Source organism: Streptomyces sp. NPDC006602 (genome assembly GCF_042870385.1).
Classification (GTDB): domain Bacteria; phylum Actinomycetota; class Actinomycetes; order Streptomycetales; family Streptomycetaceae; genus Streptomyces.
Genome location: NZ_JBIAHG010000016.1, coordinates 131,024 through 146,249, shown reverse-complemented (window position 1 = coordinate 146,249; position 15,226 = coordinate 131,024). Strand labels below are relative to the sequence as shown.

The following is a 15,226-nucleotide window of genomic DNA, read 5'->3' as shown; positions in this document are numbered from 1 at the left end:
CCCGCGCGACACGGTCACACGCCGAGGAAACCGTCCATCGCCGCCGTGGGCCGCCGGGTGCTCTCGTCCCAGGCCGAGCTGTTGTAGCCGTTGAACGAGGGGTAGCCCTCGGGCTCCCAGAAGAAGGTGCCCAGACCGCCGAAGCTCTTCAGCCCGGTGATGAACGCCTTCAGCGAGTCGCGTACCTGGGTGGGCTTGCCCACCGGCCCGCCGTACTCCACCTGCATGATCGGCTTGCCGTAACTGGACTGGATGGTCTGCATGTTGGCCAGCACGGTGGGCACGTTGCCGCCCTGTGCGTAGGAGGACAGGCCGGTGATGTCCCACTTCCCGCCGTTGTCCCGGTAGGCGTTGAGGAAGTTCTGGACGCTGGCCAGGTTCTGCGGCTGGGCCAGGTGCACGAGCACCGGGGTGTTGGGGAAGACCTGCTTGGACATGTCGTACGCGGCGTTCAGCAGGCCCGTCATCTGAGCCGGGCGCGTGACGCTGCCGATCGGCTTGCAGATGCCGGAGTTGGTTTCGTTGCCGATCTTCACCCAGGCCGGCGTCACGCCGTAGTACTTGATGATGTTGCACGAGTGGTACACGTAGTCGTACATGGCGTCGAGCATCTGGCTGTAGTTCATGGCGGCCCAGGCCGCCGGCGGGTTCTGCACGCCGACCGAGTTCCAGGTGTCGCCGAAGTGGAAGCCGATGAGGACCTGCATACCGGCGTCCTTGGCCCGCTTCGCCAACTGCGCGGTCTCCTCGATGCTGCAGTGCCCGTTGGCCGGATCGCTGGACGGGTTGACCCAGGTCCGCAGCTGGATCGCGGTGATGCCGTAGCCCTTGAGGATGGTGAACAGGTCCTGCCGCACGCCGGCGGCGTTGTTCCAGTAGTAGCCGGTCGCCTCCATCTGCGGCAGCCAGCTGACATCCGCGCCCTTGATGAAGCTCGCCGCTTCCGCCGGGGTGGCCAGCGGGCCCGCGCCCAGGGCGAGCGCACCGGCGCCGGCGGCCGCGCCGAGCAGGACGCTGCGTCGCCGTAAGCTTGGAGCCTCGGTTCGGTGGTTGTCGGTCATTGCGGGTTCCCTTCCTTGGGGGTTGTCCGTCCGGGCCGTCATGGCTCGGGGGCGTAAGCGCTTGCTGTGCGAAATTTTTTTGCCGGACCGGCTCACCCCTTCATGCCCGAGGTCGCGACGCTGCGCACGAAGTACCGCTGGGTGAACAGGAAGATGAGCATGACCGGGACCACGTAGAGGACTGCGGCCGCGGCTTGCACGGTCGGCAGGTAGTCCCCGTGCGGGTTGCGGTAGGACTGCGTGATCGCCACCGAGAGCGTGGTGTGGTCGATGTCCAGCAGCAGGGACGGCGCGAGATAGTCGCCCCACATCCAGGTGAACGACAGCAGCAGCGAGGTGAGCAGCACCGGCCGGGACAGGGGCAGAAAGATGCGCCAGAAGATACGGCCGTACCCGCAGCCGTCGATGATGGCGGCGTCCTCGAGGTCCTTCGGTATCGCCGCGAAGAACTGCCGGAACAGGAACACCAGGTAGGGCGAGGCGGCGAGGCCCCACAGCACCCACGGCCAGTAGGTGTCCACCAGGCCCAGCCGCGAGTACAGCACATAGGTCGGGATCAGAGTGAGGATGCTGGGCAGCATCATCGTGGCGAGCAGCACCACGAACAGGGGGCGTTTGCCGGGTCCCCTCAGCCGGGCGAAGCCGAACCCGACCGCGGCGCTGGAGAAGGTGACCAGGACGGCGTAGGTGGCGGACAGGAACAGCGAATTTCCCAGGTAGGCAAGGAAGTTGATCTGGGTGAGCGCGTCGGTGAAGTTGTCCCACCGCGGCGTCTCGGGCAGGAGGTGGACCGGGATCGCGACCCACTCGGACTGCTCCTTCAGCGCGGCGAGCACCAGCCAGAGGAACGGTCCGGCGAAGAGCACGGCCAGCACCATCAGCAGGAGGTAGGTTCTGCCCGCGTCGAGGCGGCGGGCGGCGGTCCGGTCAGCCGCTCTCGTCACGATCCACCTCGTAGTACACCCAGAACCGGCTGGAGCGCTGCACCAGCAGCGTGAAGGCCAGAATGATCACGAAGAACACCCACAACATCGCCGAGCCGTATCCGAACCGCTGGTTGGCGAAGTACTCCTGGTACACCTGCACCATGTACAGGTGGGTGCTGCTCGGCACATTGCCGGCGGCGCCGATGCTGTTGGTCTCCGCCAGCAGCAACGGCTGCACCAGCACCTGGAACGACATGATCACGCCGGTGACCACCTGGAAGAAGATCACCGGTGAGATGATCGGCACGGTCACGTGCCAGAACACCCGCCAGCGGCCGGCCCCGTCGACGATCGCCGCCTCCTCCAGCTCGATCGGTACGCCCTGGAGTGCGGCCAGCATGATCACCACCCCGGTGCCCAGTCCCCACAGCGTCAGGATGATCAGCGCGTAGAAGGCGGTCGGGTCCACCAGCCAGGTGACCGCGCCGACCCCCAGCCGGTCCAGGACGGCGTTGAGCAGCCCTGAGTCGCGGTTGAAGACGAGCTTCCACATGATCGCCGTGGCCACCACCGGGACCACCGAGGGCAGGAAGAAGATGGTCCGGAACAACCCGACGGCTCGCAGCCGCCGGTTCAGCAGCACCGCCAGGCCCAGCGAGAGGGCCACACTGAGCGGTACGACGATCGCCGTGTAGGCCAGCGTGCGGACCAGGCTGGCCCAGGCGTCCGAGTCGTGCAGCAGTTCCCGGTAGTTGCTCAGGCCGACCCACCGCCACAGCGACGAGCTGCCGTCGAAGTTGGTCAGGCTCATCGCGAAGGCGTACCCGAGCGGAACGACGGTGAGCAGCAGGAATCCGAGCACCCAGGGTGAGACGAACAGGTAGAAGGTGCGGCCGGAGTACCGCGACCACCGCCGGCGTGGCCGCGGTGGCACCGGGCGGGAGGAGCGAGGCCGCGCCGGAGCCGTTGGAGCCGTTCCCTTTGTCTCCTGGACCACCACGTCGGCCACCTATCCGATCCGGTCCTTGCCCTGCTTGAGCAGCTTGTTGATGTCGTCCGTGATCTTCCGGGCCGCGGTGTCGGCGGTGATCTTCTTGCGCGCCGCCTGGTCGACGTACTGGTTCAGCGTGGAGATCCAGTTGGCGGCGGTGATGTACGGCGAGGCGGGCATCGGCACCTGGTGGGCCAGCTCGGCCTGGGAGGTCCGGAACGCCTCCTTCTGGTACGGAAGCTCCTGCGGCAGCTTCGGCAGCAGCGATCTCAGGGCGGGCAGGCCCCAGCCACTCCTGGCCCGCTCCTCGGCCGGCGGCCCGGCCATGAAGTACTCCATGAGCTTCCACGCCGCGTCCTTGTTCTTCGACTGGGCCGGGATCCAGGCACCCTGCCCGGCGTAGCACGGGCTGACCCGCTTGCCGCCCATCACCGGTGCCGGAGCCATCCGGATGTTCGCCTGTAGGTCGCCGCCCGCCTCGGTGAAGTTGCCGCCGTACCAGAAGCCGTCCTGGGAGACGGCCATCCGCCCGGCCATGAAGGTGGACAGGTCCGCCTCGTCGGGCAGGGGGTTCAGCGAGGACGGCACCGCGCCGGACTGCGCCAGGTCGACGAACCACTGCAGGGCCCGCTTGGCCTCGGGGGTGGTGAGGTCGGTCTGCGTCAGGTCGTCGTTGTAGATGCGCCCGCCCTGGGACAGGACCATCTGGAACAGCGGTCCGGACAGGCCCCACTGCCACTCGATGCCCAGGCCGTACACGGCGGTCTTGCCGTCCTTCTTCACGGCCAGCTTGCGGGCGACGTCGAGCAGTTCGTCGTAGGTGACCGGCTCGGTCGTGCTCAGTTCGTCCACCTTGGCCTGCTCGAACAGCGCCCGGTTGTACCAGAGCGTGGCGTCCTGGCTCCAGTCCTTGGTGATCCCGTAGTACGGGCCGGCGCCGATCCGGTGGCCGTCCCACCGCCAGTTGTCGTTGACCGGCAGCAGATCGCTCTTCTTCAGCGCGGAGCTCTTGGCCAGGTACGGGTCCAGGTTGGTGGCCAGGCCCCGCGCGTTGTTGTTGGCGCTGGCGGTGGCCGCTCCGCGGACGAGGTCCGGCGGCTTGCCGGACGCGAGCATGGCGTTGAGCTTGGCGTCGTCGCCGCCCGGTTCGATGAGCCGGATCCCGATGTCGGGGTGGAGGCGTTCGAACTCCGCGATGTGCTTCTTGGTCAGCTCGTTGCTGTTGTACATCACGGTGAGGGTGGTCTTGCCGCTGCCGGAGCCACCCGCACTCGCGTTGCAGCCGGCGAGCAGTGGCGCGACCGCCGCGCCCGAGGCCAGCGCGGCCGATCCGGTCAGGAAGCGCCGGCGACCGACCGGCGCCGAGGCTTGTCCATCAGACATAGCGCGTTCCTTTCCCCACCCGGCGACGGCGGGGTTGCCGACACGAACGGGTTTGTAACCAGTCACCGTGCCCTCGGAAGCGCGACCGGCCGGGAGCAAGCCCCGTCGCGGTGATGCCGCTCCGCCCCTGCCGAATACTCCGCTTCCGGAAGGTGTCGAGCTCATGACAGCGACACGCTGGCCCCTCTAAAGTGCCTCTGTCAATCCAACTACAGAGCTTTATAAAGTTTCGAGAATTCTCGACAGCCCGCGTCCCTTCGGCGACCAGGAGCACCTCATGCACTCGGCTGTGCAGGCGTCGCCCGCTCCGCCAACTCTCCGTCAGCGGCCGTGGTCGGCACCGACGCGGGACGGCACGCCGAGCCGCGGCATGGCCCCCATCGGCCAGACCGCCACCGTTCCGCAGACCGTGCTGCCGACAGATGGCAAGGCAGTCGTCCTGGCCGCCAAGTGCCGCATCTCTGCAATGAGCCGGGCCCACCAGGACGCCGACTCACCGGCCGTCCGGCGGCCGGTGCCGTCGCTCGTAGGCCGGGTCGCGCGCACCATTCCGGCGATTGGGCGTGCCACGGCCACTCGTGGGTATGGCCGGGCACCGCTGTCGCTCACCAGCCTTGCCACCGACCGCGGCTTCGCCGGCGAGGCCGACCTGCGCGACGCACCCCTCGGCACCGCCGCGGCGACCGTATGCACCGCCGACACGCTCGACTTGGACAGCACCCCGCAAGACGCGTGCCCCGCAGGCCTCCAGCCGTACGGCGAAACGTGGATCGCGGACGGCATGCTGCACGTGCAGCTTGTGCCCCATGCCTTCGGCGCCGTCAAGATTCCCTTGCTCGGATGACCCGGCAACCCGGCAACAAACGCAAGACGGTCGTCGACCCCGAGCCGACCGGTGCGGGCGCTACAATCAGGCGCCGAACAGGTCCGAACCGGACGAGGGTCATGTCCACCCCGAGAGTCACGATCGCGCAGGTCGCCGCTGAGGCCGGTGTGTCTGCCATGACCGTCTCCAATGTCGTCAACGAACGCCCTGGAGCGTCGGAATCGACTCGGCAGCGCGTCCTGGAAGTCGCGAGACGACTCGGCTACACCCCACCCGGCGCCCGCAACGGCAAGCGCGGCCGCACCGGTCTCATCGGCGTTCTCACCCTGGATCTCACCGGGCAGTACAGCCTCGAAATCGTGCGTGGCATCGCTGAGGAAATCGCCGACGACGAACGCGAACTGTTCTTGAACGCCGCCCTCGACGCCGCCCGCGAGCGCGAGCGCATCTCGTTGTTCGCGGGCGGTCTCGTCGACGGGCTGCTGCTCATCGCTCCCGTCCTCGCCCCGGAAACGGAACAGGCCATCCACGCGGGCGGCCTCCCGGTCGTGGTCATCGATCCGCGCCGCCTCGACCTGGACCTGCCCAGGGTGACGGTCGACAACTACGACGGCGTACGGGCCGGCACCCACCACCTGATCGAGCTCGGCCACCGGCGTATCGCCTACATCCGAGGCGAGGACGACCACGAGAGCACCGACGCGCGCCACCGCGGCTACACCGACGCACTGCGCCTGGCCGGCATACAACCGGATCCCGCCCTGGTGGCATCGTCCAACTTCAACCACCAAGGGGGCGTACACGCGGCAACGCGGCTGCTGACCACACAGCGCCCCACCGCCATCGTCGCCGGCGCGGACCCGATCGCCCTCGGCGCCCTCGACGCCGCCCGAGCGCTCGGGCTGTCCGTACCTGACGACCTGTCGGTCGTCGGCTTCGACGACCTGCCGCAGGCCGCGCACAGCGCACCACCGCTGACCACCGTGCGGCAGCCCCTGCACGAGATGGGCCGAGCGGGTACCCGAGCCCTGATGTCCCTCATCGCGCGCCAACCCCTCGCTACCGACGACATCCGCCTGGCCACGAAGCTCGTCCTCCGCGCCACGACGGCGCCCCCGTCCGGCCCGAGGGATGGCTGACGACGCAGCGAAGGCCGTGGCCCGCCACCGACTCCATCAGTCGGCGGGAGGCGCGGTGCACTCCGGAAGGTCAGCGGCTGATGTCAGGCCGAAGCTGCAGAAGGATGCGACCTGGGTGGGCCTGCCCGGCGGGAGAGGCGCGGCCGGCGGGCAGGCTCCCTGGTCGTCGGCGTCAGTGGCCGCAGCAGGCGTCGGAGGTAAGGGCGGTCGTCGTGGCCGGGGCCGCTGTCGTCGTACCGGTGGCCGCCTCCTGGTCCGCGGCGATACGGCCGCGCAGCATGTTCTCCATGACCTTCATGAAGCGCTGGGCCCCCGAAGTGCCCACGAGGAACGGGTTCTTGGCGCCGTCGGACGCGCTGCGCAGCTGGTCCATGCGCTCCAGGCCGTAGTCGGCGAACGCGTGGTTGCTCACTTCGGCGACGACCCCTGCCCGCCGCATCCGGGAGGCGAAGGTGAGGATCGAGGAGAGGTAGGTCTCCTTGTCCGCCGTGGCCGCGGGCGGGTTGGTGCCGCCCCACAGCATCGCGGCGTGTTCGCGGCCCTGCCACCGTGCGGGGTAGATCGGCGAGACCGATCCGGGCGTGTGGCCCGGCGTGTGGTGCAGGGTCACCGTGGTGTCGCCCAGGGTCAGCTTCTGGCCGTCGGCGATGTCCAGGTCGCGGGTGGGCGCGTTGGCCGGGGCGGTGGTGGCGAGCAGGTCCCAGTCGGCCGGGGCCATCATGACGCGGGTCCCGTACTGGCCGGCGAGGTGCTGCGCGCCGCCGAAGTGGTCACCGTGGGCGTGGGTGACAACGACGTACTTGATCGTCGACGGGTCGGCGCCGAGGGAGGTCAGTCCCGGGACGATGTACTGCTCGACCTCGTCCGGTGAGTTGAGGGCGTCGATGAGGATGATGCCGCGCGACGTGAGGATCGCCGTCGCCGAGACGAAGCCGACGCTCACCACCGCCACGTTGTCGAATATCCGCAGCGGCGCGGGGGCGGGTGGGCGCGGCGGGGTGTAGCCGGCGGTGAGCGCGTTCACGATGCTCTTGAGTACCGGGTCGTCACCGGCCAGTTCGGCAGCCTTGTCGAAGTAGTCCTGTGCGGTCCCGGCGGCCGCGGCCTCGGCGGCGCGCCCCTGTAACAGCGACGCCGCGCCGGCGGTGGCCGTGGCGGCGGCGCCGAGCTGCCAGAAGCGTCGGCGCGTGAGTGCCCCGTGGCGGTGGTCCTCGGAGGGTGCCTGGCGGGTCGTGTCGGCCTTCGGGTCGTTCATGCGTGTGACTCCTTTGGTGGGAACGGGGATCGGGGGATCGGTGGGGGTGCGACAGGAGGGCGGTCCCCCCCGGCCCTGTGGGCCGGGGGGACATGTTGGGTGAGGTAGTCGTGTGCTGCCTGTGGTGGCCGGCCGTCGGTGTTCGGTTCGGGTCCTTGGGGCCGGTCAGCGGTTTCTCAGGCGGTCACGGCCGCCCGGTCGTCCTGCTGGTCGGCCGCCGCGTCGCTGAGGGAGACGCCCTTGCGTTCTTTCAGGAAGAAGGTGACGACGAGTCCGACCACGGTGACTGCCGCGAGGTAGACGCCGACGGAGTACACGGTGCCGGTGCTGGACTGCAGAGCCTCGGCGATCATGGGGGCGAAGGCGCCGCCGAGGACGGCTCCGATGGCGTAGGACAGTGCCGCGCCGCTGTACCGGACGGCGGTGGGGTACATCTCCGAGAACAGTGCGGCCTGCGGCCCGTAGGTGAGTCCGAGGCCGATGCTGTAGAGGACGAGCGCAAGGACGATGAGGCCGGTGTTCGCCGTGTTGAGCAGTGCGAAGAACGGGAACAGCCAGGCGAGTTGGATGACGAAGCCGATGCGGTAGACGCGCAGGCGGCCGAACCGGTCGGAGAGCCGGCCGCCCGCCATGGTGCTGGCCAGCCAGCCCACGGCGGCGACCATCACACAGATCAGGATCGTCGTCGGGTCCATCTTGAGGTGGTTCACCGAGTAGGCCTGGACGTAGCCGCCGGTGGTCATGTAGCCGACGGCGTTGTTGGCGGCGAAGAGCAGCGCGCCCGCCAGGACGAGCGGCCAGTGGTTCTTGAACAGGGTGGCGAGCGGGGTGCGTGCGTGGTTCCCCGACTCCTTCAGCTCCTGGTAGACGGGGCTCTCTTCCACCTTGCGGCGGATGACGAACCCGGCGGCGACGAGGACGACGCTGAGCAGGAAGGGGATGCGCCAGCCCCAGGCGAGGAACTGGTCGTCCGTGGTGAGGGCGGTGATCAAGGCGAGGACACCGTTGGCAAGGAGCAGGCCCAGCGGTGCTCCGAGTTGCGGGTAGGCCCCGAATTTGCCGCGCTGGTCCGTGGGCGCGTGTTCCACGGAGATCAGTGCGGCGCCGCCCCACTCGCCGCCGGCGGACAGGCCCTGCAGGATCCGCAGCAGGACGAGGATGACGGGAGCGGCGGTGCCGATGGCGTCCTGTGTCGGCACCAAGCCGATGAGGGTGGTGGCGACGCCCATGAGCAGCAGGGTCGCGATGAGCATGGCGCGGCGGCCCAGCCGGTCACCGAGGTGTCCGGCGAGCGCGGCGCCGACCGGCCGGAAGAAGAAGCTGATCCCGATGGTCGCGAACGAGATGATCAGCGAGTCCTTGCCGAGCCCGTCGAAGAACACCCTGCTGAAGACCAGACCGGTGGACAGGGCGTAGATGAAGAAGTCGTACCACTCGATGGTGGTGCCCGCCATGGCGGCGAGCGCGACGGTGCGGTGCTGACTGCCGGGTGCCGGTGTGGGTTGGGACATGGCAAGTCCGATCGTCGTCGGGTCATCGTTGACCCGGAGCGGGGAGGGAGCAGTAGAGGGTGGGGACGGGGGGCGGGGGGTGGGGACGGGGATGTGTCAGATGGCGTAGTCGGGGGCGCTCCGGTCGATCCTGCGGCGCAGCGCGTCGAACAGCGTCCTGCCGGCCTGGGTGCGGTCGCCCATCTGGAAGGACTCCGTGGTCGAGCGCACGGCGGCCTCCAGGGTCACCGGCATGAGCGGCTGCCCGGACGACTGGGCGGCGAGCTGGATCTCGCAGGCCCGTTGCAGGGTCCACAGGGCGGCGAACGCGGCGGGCACGGTCGCCCCCAAGGCCAGCAGGCCGTGGTTGCGCAGAATCATCAGGTTGCGGTCGCCGAGGTTGGCCACCAGCCGTGGCTGCTCCTCGGGGTCGACGGTGATGCCCTCGAAGTCGTGGTAGGCGACCATGTCGTGCAGTTGGGCGGCGTAGAAGTTGTCCGGGTCCAGTCCGCCGCGCAGGCAGGCGACTCCGGTGCCCGCGGTGGTGTGGGTGTGCATCACGCAGTGCGCGTCGGGCCGGTTGGCGTGGACCACCGAGTGGATCAGCAGCCCCGCCTCGTTGATGGGCCAGTCGGAGTCCGACAGGATGTTTCCGTCGAGGTCGATCTTCACCAGGTTCGAGGCGGTGACCTCGTCGTACGTCAGGCCGAACGGGTTGATCAGAAGATGCCCTTCCTCACCGGGCACCCGCACGGTGATGTGGTTGAAGATCATCTCGACCCAGCCCAGATGGTCGAAGATCCGATAGCACGCGGCCAGCTCGAGCCGCGCCTGCCACTCCGCATCACTCATGCCCGCGGGCTTCTTGGTGCTCGTAGGGGCGTCCAGAACGGTCACTGCCGTGCTCCTTGATTGCTCCATGGGCATCGCCGCTGCGAGGAGGCGTGCCTCGGTGTGCAGGAGCATGTGGCCCGAGCGCCCGGCGGGCCAATATCGTGGCCGCCATGGAAAGCGGGCCTACGCTGTGCGATCCGACACTACGGTCGTGCCAGGGCGGTGAGTTCCAGCGCCAGCAGGAGGCGCCGCGTCGGATCGGTGAGGGACACCTCGAAGAGCTGTTCGGCCCGCCGCAGCCGCAGCCGCAGCGTGTTCTGGTGGATGTGCAACTCGCCGCTGGCCGCGGCGACATCGCCGAAGTGCCGCAGATACGCGAGGAGTGTGGCCGAGTACTCGGTGGCGTGGTCGGCGTCGTGTGCTCGCAGGCGTTCCGCGATTCCGGTGCGCAGGTCGGCATCGTCGCGTACGGCGCCCACGAGCCGCCGCAGCACCAGCGCCGGACGCAGGTCCTCGGTGCGGTACGCGCCCCGGTCCGCGTGCTGTTCCAGGAGGTGGTCCAGCGCGGCGTCGATGTCGCGGCGGGCCCGGAGCAGAGTGGAAAGTGCGCCCGCGGTCGGTGAGTTGACGGCGACGAACGACCGGTGCAGGCTGTGCCGGGCCCGGTCCAGGATGTGGTCCAGCAGGACACCGGTGGACACGGGTCCGGAACCGGCCGTCGGCAGCAGCACGTAGACGCGGTCGCCGATCAGGGCCGCCGCGGGTTCGTAGCCGAGCGAGCGGCCGTCGAGAACGGCCAGATCCACCAGCCGCAGCAGAGCAGCGCGACGCCGAGCCGCGACCCCGGAGTCCGACGACCCGTCGCCCTCCACTACGGCCTCGCTCAGCCCCACCAGCACGGCCGGAAGGCGGACGCCGCCGGGCAGGTCACTCTGCCCCGACCGGCCCTCCAGTGCGGAACGCAGGGCGCGGTCGCGGCTCTCCTGCTCCGCGTCGACCTGGCGGCGCAGGGCCAGCATGTGCAGTGCCGCCACCCGGGCCGCCTCCTGCAGGGTGGGCCCGCAGTCGGCGGCCGCGGCCTCGTCGGGAAACGCGACCCAGAGGGAACCGAGTACGTCCTCGCCCGCTCTGATGACCACGGCTGTGCGCGGCAGATCCCCGGCCCGGTGCTGGCGTACGACCGTGTCGCTCACCCACACCTCCCGGTCCAGGTGGTCGGCGAGAGCGTCCTCGGGCACCCGCCTGCCCAGGATTCCGCGCCGCCGGGTCTCGTCGATGGGCTGGTCGGGCAGGTTCGAGTAGGCGACCACCACCTGCTGTGTGTCCATGATCGCGACAGCCCCACCGACGATGCCGGCGACCGCGTTGGCGAGGGAGAACAAGTCACCGCCCGTGGTTCCACCACCGGGTACGGAATCCACCGCCGACGCGGCCAGGATGGTGGTGACCAGGCGCTGGACGCGCGTCCACGGCATCTGCGGATTGACGGCCAGGACGGGGACCCCGCTGTCGCGGATCCGGGCCACCAGGTCCGGTCGTGCGGGAACGGTGCACTTGACGGCGAGCGCGCACGAGCTGTCCGCCGCCGTCCGAAGGGCGGCGTCCAGCGCGTCCAGGTCCGCGACGTCCACGCCGACGCCGAGCAGCAAGTGGCCCGGCGCGGTCGCCCGCACGACCTCCGGACAGTCCAGCAACTCGACACCGTCGATCCGCGGTTCGGGCTCGGCGCCCTGTGACAGCACGCTGACGATGCCGTCCTGCAGGGCCTCGACGAGCTGTTCGAGGGGCATGGTGGTCATACGGGTTCCTGCCCTTCAGGGGGGTGAGGGGTGTCGAAACCTACATTGACCAGCGCCGGTGAGTATAGGTAGCGACATTGTCGCGGGCGGAGCCGCAGCCCATGCTCGCTGCCATGAGACATCGGATCACCATCGTCGGGCCGGGTGCCGTCGGCGCGACCCTCGCCGGGGCGTTCGCCGCGTCGGACGCCGACGTCTCCTTGCTCGGCAGGCCGGGCCCGCACCTCGACGCGATCACCGCGCAGGGGCTCGTCCTGCGCAGCCGGGAGACGCGAACCGAGCACCGGCACCGGTTTCCCACGGCGTACGACGCCGGGCGGCTCCCCGTCCCGGATCTGGCTGTCCTCTGTGTCAAAGGCCAGCACCTGCTCGAAGCGGCCCGTTCCATCCGGGCCTGGATCGAGCACGGCGTGGACGTGCTGGTCGTGGCCAACGGAGTGCCCTGGTGGCTGCTGTCCACAGCCGATGACGCCGGAGAGGACCCCGTCCTGCGGTCCGTCGATCCCGAGAGGGAACTGCTGGACCTCCTGCCCGCCGAGCGTGTGATGGCCGGCGTCGCGCACTTCAGCAGCGCCCTGGACGGGCCCGGCCACGTGACGCACGTCAGTGGCACGAGGCTGATCGTCGGCGACCCGGTCGGCGGTGTCTCCGACCGGGTCGCGCGGTGCACCGCGGCCCTGTCCGCAGGCCCCGTTCACGCGGAACCCGGCACGGACATCCGCCGGGACATCTGGGACAAGCTCCTGGGCAACGTCAATCTCAACCCCGTCAGCGCACTGACCGGCGCCACCACCGCGGACATCCTCGATGACCCGGAGGTACGGCGTGTGTGCGTCGCCATGTTCGAGGAGACGGCGGCCGTCGGTGCGGCACTGGGCATCAAGAGCGCCATGACGGCCGAGGAACGGCTCGACGTCACCCGCAGCCTCGGTGCGTTCCGCACCTCCATGCTGCAGGACGCGGACCGTGGCCGGCCCCTCGAACTCGACGCCGTCGTCGGTGCCGTACGCGAACTCGCGCGCCGTACCGGTGTCCCGTCCCCCTTCCTCGACGCGGTGCACGGACTGCTCGCCCTGCGCGAGCGCGTCCGCGGCCACGACGAGACACCCGGCACCTGAAGGAGCACCGTTGCCGCATCCCCTGGGGAATTCCCCCTCGAAGATCATCGCCGTCCACCTCAACTTCCGCAGCCGCGCCGCTGAACGCGGACGGACCTCCGCCCATCCCTCCTACTTCCTCAAGCCGCCGTCGTCGCTGGCCGGCACCCAGGAGCCGATCGTCCGCCCGCGCGGCTGCCACCTCATGGGCTTCGAAGGCGAGATCGCACTCGTCATCGGCACACGGGCGCAGCGGGTGCGGCCGCAGGACGGCTGGTCACACGTCCGCTGGGTGACCGCCGCCAACGACGCGGGCGTCTATGACCTGCGCTACGCGGACCGGGGCTCCAACCTGCGCTCCAAGGGCGCGGACGGCTACACCCCTCTCGGGCCGCGTCTGCTGGACGCGTCCGAACTCGACCCCGAGGCACTGCGGTTGCGTACCTGGGTCAACGGTCAGCTGGTGCAGGACGACACGACGGACACCCTGCTGTTCCCGTTCGGGGAGCTGGTCGCCGACCTGTCCCGGCTGGTCACCCTGGAACCGGGGGACGTCATCCTCACCGGCACACCGGCCGGTGCCTCGGTGGTCGTGCCGGGGGACGTGGTCGAAGTGGAGGTGGGCGACGGCAAGGTGAGCACCGGGGTGTTGCGCAACCCGATCGCCACCGCAGACCACGACCTGGAGCCGTGGGGCGCGCAGCCCAAGGAGGACCGGACGGAGGAGGAATCGGCGTACGGGATCGCGTACGAACCCCCTCCGCTGCTGAACGAAGACCTCGCCGACGGTCTTCGTTCCGTGGCCGTGGCGACGCTCAGCGCCAAGCTGCGGCAGCGAGGTCTGCCTCACATGTCGATCGACGGGGTGCATCCCGCCACGCCCGGCACCCGCATGGTGGGCGTCGCGCACACCCTGCGCTATCTGCCGCTGCGCGAGGACCTGTTCGACAAGCACGGCACCGGAATGAACGCCCAGAAGCGGGCGATCGAGGAGCTCCGGCTCGGACACGTGCTGGTGATGGACGCCCGGCGGGACACCTCCGCCGGAACCCTGGGCGACATCCTCGCCCTGCGTGCCCAGCAACGCGGCGCGGCCGGGGTCGTGACCGACGGAGGGCTGCGGGACAGCGTGGCCGTCGCCGACCTCGGACTGCCGGTGTTCCACGGCGGAGCCCATCCCTCGGTGCTCGGCCGCCGGCACGTCCCGTGGGACACCGGCGTACCCGTCGCCTGCGGCGGGGCCCTGGTCCAGCCCGGCGATCTGATCGTGGGCGACGACGACGGCGTGGTCGTCGTACCGCCCGACCTCGCCACCGAACTGATCGCCGCCTGCCGAGAGCAGGAGCGACAGGAGCGGTTCCTCGCCGAGCAGGTGCGGGCCGGAGCGAGCATCGACGGCCTGTACCCGCTCGGGCCGGCCTGGCGTGAGCAGTACCGCACCTGGTGCTCCAAGAACGCCGCCAAGAACGACATCGAAGGAGAACAATCGTGAAGTTCCGAAGTGACCCGTCCACGATCCGAGGCTCCATCGCCCCGGTCGTCACCCCCTTCACCGCCGAAGGAGCGGTCGACCACGACAGCCTGGCCGGGCTGATCCGCTTCCAGCTGGAGTCCGGTTCGCACGGTATCTCGCTGGGCGGGTCGACCGGTGAGCCGAGCGCGCAGAGCGTCGCCGAGCGGATCGCGGCGATGCGTACGGCGGTGGGGGTGATCGACGACCGGGTACCGTTCCTGCCCGGCACGGGCTCGCACAAGCTCGACGAGACCCTCGAGCTCACCGCGGCCGCACAGGAGCTGGGGGCGGACGCGGCCCTCGTCATCACCCCGTACTACGCGCGGCCCACGCAGGAGGCCCTCTACCAGTGGTACGCCACGGTGGCCCGGGAGTTCCCCGACCTGCCGATCGTCGCGTACAACGTGCCCTCCCGTACGGCCGTCGACATCGACCCGGAGACGGTCAGGCGGCTGTTCACCGACTTCGAGAACTTCGTGGGAGTGAAGGAGACCACAAAGGACTTCGAGCACTTCTCCCGCGTGCTGTACGCCTGCGGCCGGTCACTGCTGGTGTGGTCCGGTATCGAGCTGCTGTGCCTGCCGCTGCTCGCGCTCGGCGGAGCCGGCTTCGTGTCGGCTGTCGCCAACCTGGCGCCGACCGCGGTGGCGCGGATGTACGAGCTGTGGGAGGCGGGAGACCCCGAGAGCATGGACGCGGCCCGTGACCTGCACTACCGGCTGCACCCGCTGGTGGACCTGCTGTTCGTCGAGACCAACCCCGCGCCGGCGAAGTGGGTTCTCGCCCAGCAGGGCCGCATTGCTTCCCCCCACGTCCGCCCACCGCTGACGACGCCCACCGAGGCGGGCCTGACGAAGATCCGCGGCCTGCTCGCCGAGGGCGCCGACCTCACCGCACCGATCGGAGCCTGAC

General features: G+C 69.6%; 13 protein-coding genes. 5 read left to right on the top strand and 8 right to left on the bottom strand.

Going from position 1 to position 15,226, the window contains the following annotated elements; translation table 11 throughout:
- Nucleotides 1-14: 14 nt before the first annotated feature.
- The 4 genes from ACFYO2_RS32160 to ACFYO2_RS32145 form a co-directional block, all read right to left on the bottom strand.
- Nucleotides 15-1,061 carry a glycosyl hydrolase 53 family protein gene (locus tag ACFYO2_RS32160; RefSeq protein ID WP_388355985.1) on the bottom strand — a complete coding sequence of 349 codons (1,047 nt, stop codon included), beginning with the start codon at nt 1,059-1,061 and terminating at the stop codon, nt 15-17.
- A 92-nt stretch (nt 1,062-1,153) separates the two neighbouring features.
- Nucleotides 1,154-2,005, bottom strand: a complete 852-nt coding sequence (locus ACFYO2_RS32155) for a carbohydrate ABC transporter permease (RefSeq protein WP_388355983.1) — start codon at nt 2,003-2,005, stop codon at nt 1,154-1,156.
- On the bottom strand, nt 1,989-2,921 hold the full coding sequence (locus ACFYO2_RS32150; RefSeq protein WP_388355981.1) for a carbohydrate ABC transporter permease: 933 nt from the start codon (nt 2,919-2,921) through the stop codon (nt 1,989-1,991). Before ACFYO2_RS32150 ends, ACFYO2_RS32155 begins: the two co-directional genes overlap by 17 nt.
- 75 nt (nt 2,922-2,996) lie before the next feature.
- Nucleotides 2,997-4,361 carry an ABC transporter substrate-binding protein gene (locus ACFYO2_RS32145; protein WP_388355979.1) on the bottom strand — a complete coding sequence of 455 codons (1,365 nt, stop codon included), beginning with the start codon at nt 4,359-4,361 and terminating at the stop codon, nt 2,997-2,999.
- A gap of 370 nt (nt 4,362-4,731) precedes the next feature.
- Here ACFYO2_RS32145 and ACFYO2_RS32140 point away from each other — a divergent pair, with 370 nt between their 5' ends.
- Both ACFYO2_RS32140 and ACFYO2_RS32135 read left to right on the top strand, forming a co-directional pair.
- Entirely contained in the window at nt 4,732-5,205 is a 474-nt protein-coding gene (locus ACFYO2_RS32140; protein ID WP_388355978.1) for a hypothetical protein, read from the top strand.
- A 101-nt stretch (nt 5,206-5,306) separates the two neighbouring features.
- Nucleotides 5,307-6,326 carry a LacI family DNA-binding transcriptional regulator gene (locus ACFYO2_RS32135; protein WP_388355976.1) on the top strand — a complete coding sequence of 340 codons (1,020 nt, stop codon included), beginning with the start codon at nt 5,307-5,309 and terminating at the stop codon, nt 6,324-6,326.
- A 172-nt stretch (nt 6,327-6,498) separates the two neighbouring features.
- On the opposite strand, the gene ACFYO2_RS32130 is transcribed toward ACFYO2_RS32135, so the two are convergent.
- From ACFYO2_RS32130 to ACFYO2_RS32115, 4 genes are all read right to left on the bottom strand, one after another.
- Entirely contained in the window at nt 6,499-7,581 is a 1,083-nt protein-coding gene (locus tag ACFYO2_RS32130; protein WP_388355974.1) for an MBL fold metallo-hydrolase, read from the bottom strand.
- Between the two features lie 176 nt (nt 7,582-7,757).
- Nucleotides 7,758-9,092 carry an MFS transporter gene (locus ACFYO2_RS32125; protein ID WP_388355973.1) on the bottom strand — a complete coding sequence of 445 codons (1,335 nt, stop codon included), beginning with the start codon at nt 9,090-9,092 and terminating at the stop codon, nt 7,758-7,760.
- A gap of 96 nt (nt 9,093-9,188) precedes the next feature.
- Nucleotides 9,189-9,968 carry a class II aldolase/adducin family protein gene (locus ACFYO2_RS32120; RefSeq protein WP_388355971.1) on the bottom strand — a complete coding sequence of 260 codons (780 nt, stop codon included), beginning with the start codon at nt 9,966-9,968 and terminating at the stop codon, nt 9,189-9,191.
- A gap of 140 nt (nt 9,969-10,108) precedes the next feature.
- A complete protein-coding gene (locus tag ACFYO2_RS32115) occupies nt 10,109-11,704 on the bottom strand; it encodes a PucR family transcriptional regulator (protein ID WP_388355969.1) in 1,596 nt (531 codons plus the stop codon).
- A gap of 113 nt (nt 11,705-11,817) precedes the next feature.
- On the opposite strand from ACFYO2_RS32115, the gene ACFYO2_RS32110 reads away from it, so the two are divergent.
- From ACFYO2_RS32110 to dapA, 3 genes are read left to right on the top strand one after another with little or no spacing between them, the layout of a single operon-like run.
- Nucleotides 11,818-12,822: a ketopantoate reductase family protein gene (locus tag ACFYO2_RS32110; RefSeq protein ID WP_388355967.1), complete on the top strand. Its 1,005-nt coding sequence runs from the start codon at nt 11,818-11,820 to the stop codon at nt 12,820-12,822.
- Nucleotides 12,823-12,832: 10 nt separating this feature from the next.
- Nucleotides 12,833-14,293: a fumarylacetoacetate hydrolase family protein gene (locus ACFYO2_RS32105; protein WP_388355966.1), complete on the top strand. Its 1,461-nt coding sequence runs from the start codon at nt 12,833-12,835 to the stop codon at nt 14,291-14,293.
- Nucleotides 14,290-15,225, top strand: a complete 936-nt coding sequence (dapA, locus tag ACFYO2_RS32100; RefSeq protein ID WP_388355964.1) for a 4-hydroxy-tetrahydrodipicolinate synthase — start codon at nt 14,290-14,292, stop codon at nt 15,223-15,225. Before ACFYO2_RS32105 ends, dapA begins: the two co-directional genes overlap by 4 nt.
- Nucleotide 15,226: the final 1 nt, after the last annotated feature.

Bases quoted from the DNA above. Each gene is read 5' to 3' on its own strand.
- ACFYO2_RS32160 (WP_388355985.1), bottom strand. From the start codon at position 1,061: ATGACCGACAACCACCGAACCGAGGCTCCAAGCTTACGGCGACGCAGC.
- ACFYO2_RS32145 (WP_388355979.1), bottom strand. From the start codon at position 4,361: ATGTCTGATGGACAAGCCTCGGCGCCGGTCGGTCGCCGGCGCTTCCTG.
- ACFYO2_RS32140 (WP_388355978.1), top strand. From the start codon at position 4,732: ATGGCCCCCATCGGCCAGACCGCCACCGTTCCGCAGACCGTGCTGCCG.
- ACFYO2_RS32135 (WP_388355976.1), top strand. From the start codon at position 5,307: ATGTCCACCCCGAGAGTCACGATCGCGCAGGTCGCCGCTGAGGCCGGT.
- ACFYO2_RS32130 (WP_388355974.1), bottom strand. From the start codon at position 7,581: ATGAACGACCCGAAGGCCGACACGACCCGCCAGGCACCCTCCGAGGAC.
- ACFYO2_RS32125 (WP_388355973.1), bottom strand. From the start codon at position 9,092: ATGTCCCAACCCACACCGGCACCCGGCAGTCAGCACCGCACCGTCGCG.
- ACFYO2_RS32115 (WP_388355969.1), bottom strand. From the start codon at position 11,704: ATGACCACCATGCCCCTCGAACAGCTCGTCGAGGCCCTGCAGGACGGC.
- ACFYO2_RS32110 (WP_388355967.1), top strand. From the start codon at position 11,818: ATGAGACATCGGATCACCATCGTCGGGCCGGGTGCCGTCGGCGCGACC.